This window comes from Halobacterium sp. MBLA0001, assembly GCF_049705385.1.
Classification (GTDB): domain Archaea; phylum Halobacteriota; class Halobacteria; order Halobacteriales; family Halobacteriaceae; genus Halobacterium; species Halobacterium salinarum.
Genome location: NZ_JBNAMQ010000009.1, coordinates 1 through 5,793, shown reverse-complemented (window position 1 = coordinate 5,793; position 5,793 = coordinate 1). Strand labels below are relative to the sequence as shown.

5 protein-coding genes are annotated in these 5,793 nt (G+C 48.9%); 3 read left to right on the top strand and 2 right to left on the bottom strand.

Translation table 11 applies throughout. The features are described 5' to 3' along the window. Positions 1–665 precede the first annotated feature (665 nt). A complete protein-coding gene (locus ACOZ32_RS13915) occupies positions 666–929 on the top strand; it encodes a MarR family transcriptional regulator (protein ID WP_424335335.1) in 264 nt (87 codons plus the stop codon). 515 nt (positions 930–1,444) lie between these two features. Here the strand turns inward: ACOZ32_RS13915 and ACOZ32_RS13910 are convergent. After that, positions 1,445–2,437 carry a transposase gene (locus tag ACOZ32_RS13910; RefSeq protein ID WP_424334796.1) on the bottom strand — a complete coding sequence of 331 codons (993 nt, stop codon included), beginning with the start codon at positions 2,435–2,437 and terminating at the stop codon, positions 1,445–1,447. Between the two features lie 395 nt (positions 2,438–2,832). On the opposite strand from ACOZ32_RS13910, the gene ACOZ32_RS13905 reads away from it, so the two are divergent. Together ACOZ32_RS13905 and ACOZ32_RS13900 are read left to right on the top strand one after the other, a co-directional pair. After that, positions 2,833–3,087 (top strand): tyrosine-type recombinase/integrase, encoded by a 255-nt coding sequence (locus ACOZ32_RS13905; RefSeq protein ID WP_424335334.1) that lies wholly within the window; start codon positions 2,833–2,835, stop codon positions 3,085–3,087. Between the two features lie 421 nt (positions 3,088–3,508). Further along, on the top strand, positions 3,509–4,393 hold the full coding sequence (locus tag ACOZ32_RS13900; protein ID WP_424335333.1) for a hypothetical protein: 885 nt from the start codon (positions 3,509–3,511) through the stop codon (positions 4,391–4,393). Positions 4,394–4,408: 15 nt separating this feature from the next. On the opposite strand, the gene ACOZ32_RS13895 is transcribed toward ACOZ32_RS13900, so the two are convergent. Further along, a partial coding sequence (locus ACOZ32_RS13895; RefSeq protein ID WP_424335332.1) for a polysaccharide biosynthesis C-terminal domain-containing protein occupies positions 4,409–5,793 on the bottom strand: 1,385 nt, incomplete at its 5' end.

The following is a 5,793-nucleotide window of genomic DNA, read 5'->3' as shown; positions in this document are numbered from 1 at the left end:
GATACTCACAGTAATACCGAACAGCTGCGTTTCACAGGCGAATTACGTCGCAACACGTTCGATACGGGGCAAAAACACGGTTTTCAGACGCCGTGGACTGCCTATTCTCAGTAGCAAGAGCGTCTCAGTCCCTGGTTTCGCTCTTCTAATACTATAGGGAATAATACTGAGTTGGAATATTACTATTAGTCTTAGCTAAAGACGAATGCTTCACAAGTTCTTGCGTCTCAGTCATTCGTCTGGGAGAGACTCAGCGGTAACTCCAGTTGTATACACCTACGAGGATTATCGCTTCACGCACCGTTATTGCGAACCATTCTGGCGGTGTGTGAGGAACGCGATGCAGTCGTGGTTCTCAATTCGCTCAGGGGGGCCGACAGCTCCGCAGACTGGGCACTCTTGTAGTTCAGGACCGAGGCAGTCTTGGCTGTCGGCTGTTTCGATGGATTCTTGCTGGCTTCGATATGAGTCTGTCATGCTTCGTCGTGGTGGCGAAGCACGGGGGCGGTGTCACTACCACCGGCCTCACTTTCTGAGACAACCCGTGCTCCTCACTAGGTACGTATTGCGGCACCCACTTAATAGTTACTTTGTAACTTCTATTGTAATTCCTGCTTGGGATTCTCCCGAACTAGTAAATGCAACACCCCCATATCCACACCAAGATGGTCAACGAGAACTTCGAACCCAACGACCGCCAAGAAGCAATCCTCGACGTTCTCAAAGACGGCCGCAACGAAAACCAACCCTGGGGATACGCCAACCCAAAACGCCTCGAAGAACACCTCGACACCCGACGCCAATACATCAACCGCGCACTCCAAGGCCTCGTCGACGCCGGCTGGATCGAGAAAGTCAACCGCGGCCTCTACCGATACGTCAACGACCCTCGAGAGGACAATACCAATCCAAAGGGGCGTACAGAATAGTAATTATTGTTTCACTGGGTGATTTGATGACCAGTGTTTAGTGACTACAATAACAATATCCCTATTGTCGTAGATTTCACTCCGGAGAAATCAGTGGATGAGGAGACGTCGATGCATATCACGCACTAGGGGTTGAGCAAGTCAATCTACGTTCTAGTGGTTTGTCGATTATTGCTGTTCGAAGTGGCACGAACTACAAGTTTTATCAACTCCGGTTCATAGCTACTCGGAGCCTATCGGGTGTCGCTAGCGGCCCACGAGCCAGACATTATCAATTTCGACCCGTGGTCACGCAGTACTGATTAGGTATAGCATGGCTGGTGGAAAGGACATATATGTAAACTAATCCATGGCTACGCGGTGGTCCACCACTATGTCGAGAAGCTCGATGTGGGCCCAGTAATTCCCCTCACTGAATGCCAATACTGTCTACCAAATCAGATATCCACTGAGTGGCCATCGGAGCGGCATATGATAGAATGACTCTATGAAAAGAGCCTGTCATAGAATCCATCTCATAGTTTCTCACAGCCCGGATCGTTTCCTCGCTCGTAGTTGGTGATTGCAACGACGATTCGAAGGCACAGTGCGAGGAACACTTCTGTTCGTGCGTGGACGCGGCCTCGGGCGCGGACGTGCCCGAGGCCGCAGTCCTTGACCGCGTCGTTGGTTCGTTCGACTCCTGTCCGGTTGGTGTACGTCTCGTCCAAGATGGATTGTTTCAGCTGCACGTCCTCGCTGTGTTCGGTGATTCGGCCTTCGACCCTGTACTCGATGTCTTTCGGGTCGTCGGTGTTTCGCGGATTGTATGGAGCGATTGGCACGACCCCTGCGGCCAGCAGGTGGTCGTGCCAATCGAGGACGTCGTAGGCGCTGTCTCCGAGCATCCAGACCGGTGTATCGACGGCGAGCGCGTCACGCGTGACGCGCATCGCCGTCTTCTGATCCGCTTGCTTGGTTTGTGTGAACTCCGCTGCTATCGGGATCTTTGCACCAGTTGAGACGATCGTACAGCCGAAGCCGTAGTAGTACTCCTCAGCTGTTGGATCGTAATTCCACGAGGCAGCGTCGTTGTGTTGGATTGATTCAACGTGGGTCGAATCGATGGAATACGTGGAGTCGAGCAGGCCGCGAGCGGCGGCCTGCTCGACGAGCCTGTCGAAGATATCGTCGATAACGTGTTCGAGATCGGTGAGAAAGCGATCAATCGTGTCTCTGGATGGCGGTTTGTCGAGTCCGCAGTAGTACCAGACGAGGCTGTGCTGGAGTTCTCGTGTAACTGGGCGTGTGCCGTAGACATCCTCGTAGTAGCAGTGGAGGAAGCCGCGAAAGAGATCCGGTGGCTGGTGCACTCGTGTTCGCCCCCGCTTCGAGGGGGCGAACACGTCGTATTCCAGGAGAAACTCGAACTCAAGGTGTTCGAACAGCGGTACTGTCTCCGTAGCCGCCGCATTCAAGAAGTCGTCTACCGAAGCTACGTCTTGCAGGGTTGCGATTGTGCTGGACACACTTTCTGCACCCTGCTGCTTCGTACGTGACGCTTTCTATGACAGGCTCTGAAAAGCCAAAACAGATGGAGGAGATTAGTAGGTCACTCGAATCGAAGCGGTCTCATCCGGCCAATTGGTAATCCGAGATTCCACAAGTATCGACTGCATATTCTCCTCCCGATGTTTGTCATCTGTCAACGTTCGGGAGTTGGTGGCTCGTACCCTCCACAAGGCAGACACGATGGTCGCTCCCTCCTACCGGCCTCGTGTCTACATCTAGGCGTACAACCAGGACTACTGCGAAACCAACCCGACAGAGAACGATTCACTAGACGACACCGATTACAATCACATTAACCCCAGACCTCACAGAAGGACAAGGTGCTCCAACCGCGCGGTGACACAGCGCCGTCGTGGCCATCCCACACGAGGACGTTCAGAAGATATTCGAGTATCTCCGATCGCCGGCCATCCGCAACGAGCTGCTGATACGATTGCTGTATCAGACCGGCGTTCAGTCAGTCGAACTGGCCAACATCCGGCTCGCGGACATCGACTTCGGGAAACGCGAGATGCGAATCACGTCGGCGAAGGCAAATGAGGGCGACGGGAACTACATCCGATACGTCTACTACCACGAGAACCTTGACTACCTGATGCGTGAGTGAGTCGAGAAGTAGCGCCAGTCGTACGCGCCGAGCCGACTCCGACTACCTCTTTTTCACCCAGTAGAAGCCGAAGATGTGGCCGAGCTACATAAGTCGGGTCGTGAAAGAGTAGAGGTGGGAGTCAACGAACCAATCACCGAAGACGCGAACGTAATCACGAGATGGCTCGTGACTACACACGCTTCCCATTCGATGGCATCCAACTCAGCGAACGAGATGCCTCCTTCCGATCCTAACGGAGACGGGATCCCTATTCATATGTCGTCCAGGTTCTCGGCCATCAGAAGCTGGATACGACGATGAAGTACGTCTCGACAGACTGGGACCATATCGGGAAGGTGTTTCCTGAACGCGGGCTGCGGTAGTCCGCCCATATAGTTTTCCGAATCGATTAAAGTCCTCCCATAGAAAGGAATAGGTGATGGGAATCCACGAATCGATTAATTTTGGTATTCAGAATCCAAAGATTGGACTTGTAGAATTGTGGAGAAGATACAAGGAAAGACAGCAACCATCATATGACGAATCAGGGATCAATATTCACGAGAGAGATTGGGATCTCTTATTAATATTCGATGCCTGCCGATTTGATGTATACTCTAATTGCGTAGATATAAATGGAGATTTATCGAAAGTTCATTCTAGAGGATCTACAAGTAAGGAGTGGGTGAGGGGAAATTTTTCTGAAGGTGAATATGGTGATCTAGTTGTTATAACAACAAACCCGTTTTATAAACAGCTTGCTGAGGAAATAGATATTCAGGTTCATCATTTTGAATGGGTTGAACCAACTAATTCAGAAACGGGGCTAACTCCCCCTGATAAAATAACAGATAGAGTATTGGCATTAGCAGAAGAGTTCCCACAGAAGAGGATTTTAGCACATTATATGCAACCCCATGCACCGTATCTCGGACCGAGCGGAGAAAATATTTCGTATACAAAGGGGCAGTTACATAGGGTTATGAAGGATAATTCTATTTCTAAATCGGAGATCAGATCAGCATACTATGAGAATTTGGATATTGTTTTAGAATCGATAAAACCAATTATTAAGAAGAGGTATGGCAAAACGGTTGTTTCAGCTGATCACGGTGAGATGTTGGGAGAGTCCTTAGTAGGCAAGATTGACTTTCTCTCTTACTATGGGCATCCATATGGATTGCAGAAAGACTGCGTCCGGTCAGTTCCGTGGCATATCATTGATTATAACGTTGATGATCGAAGAGATATAAAGGACGAACACGCCTATCCAATTAATTCTGATGACGTCACTGAGCAGTTACAAGCGCTTGGGTACCTATGATCTGTTCTTGTTCGGTCACCCAGATAATATCGGATTTAATACTTGCTGAATAGTAATTCGAATAGGTGAATAGAGAAGGATAACAACAACATATATCAAAACACCAAATAAGATGAGTGAAAATAGGGGCAATAAAGAATCTATCTCTATGTTCAATTTAGCTAAATGAATTGCACCGCCCATTATACATGAAGCAACAATACTCCAAGCAGTTTCTTTGAGAGGAAAATCAATTGTTATGTAGCGTCGAACATATCGTAGTTGTAAACCAGCAAGCACGATGGAGGCACCAGTAGTCGCCACGGCAGCGCCTACAATTCCAAACTGCCAAATTAAAATAACATTCAGTATTAGATTTGTTGCAATTGAAATAGTAATCATATATGCAGCTACATCTGGGCGATCGATTCCCCAAAGAACTCGCCCTAGAATGGAATGGATTGATTGAAATATCTTTTCTCCAGCAAGAATAATTAATGTCATCCCAGCAATTGTAAACTTGGGGCCATAGAGGATAGAGAGTAAATCTTCCGACAGAATCAGTGTACCTACAAATGCAGGGATTGTAAGTATGATTCCAGGAAGAAGGGCTGTATGAAGAACGCCCTCAATCCGCTCAATAGCATCTTCAGCAGCCCACTGGCTAAATTGTGGGAATATAGAGGTTGAGATCGCTTGTGTAAGTATCATCACAACTAGTGATAGTCGCCATGCATTTTCGTAGGCCCCAATTCCTGCCCGAGTTGATACAACACCTAAAGAGACGAACAGTGAGAGAATCGCCACATCCATCCAACTATAAAAATATCCACCAACAGATGCAATAGTACTATATTTCCCATATTCAAAAAGCGACTTGGTGTGTTCAATTGTTGGCTGAGTTATTGAAATGGAGACCTTCCACCAGCCCACAACAAGCATAAGAACTGAGCCGATGAGATGGCCATAGATGAGCGCATAAACCCCGTATTCTTGGGTATAAAGAGCATAGCCAAAAACAAGCCATCCGAACGGTTGCAGGACTTCGATAATCGCGGTCTCTCCCACACGTAATTCGCCTCGAAGAACACCAATAGCGAGGTGTGCGCCCTGACTGACGATTAGCGTAGCGACGAATGGAATTGCAAGGGAAGCACCGAGATACTGATTAACGTATCCTCTCGCGGCTATGATGAGGAAAGAGACCACGGCTAGAATGGGGAGTTTTAGCGCAATCGCGGAACTGAGATATTGACTCGCGTCTTCTCCCTCGCTAATCCGTTTCTGGGCAGCACTTCCGATTCCAAAATCGGCGGGAATAGCGAGAATTCCGAGAAGCGCTACGAAAGGATAGTAGGTCCCCAGTGGGGCCGCCCCCAGTTCCCTAGAAAAGATGATAACTGCAACAAAGCTGGCTAGAG

Bases quoted from the DNA above. Each gene is read 5' to 3' on its own strand.
- ACOZ32_RS13915 (WP_424335335.1), top strand. From the start codon at position 666: ATGGTCAACGAGAACTTCGAACCCAACGACCGCCAAGAAGCAATCCTC.
- ACOZ32_RS13900 (WP_424335333.1), top strand. From the start codon at position 3,509: ATGGGAATCCACGAATCGATTAATTTTGGTATTCAGAATCCAAAGATT.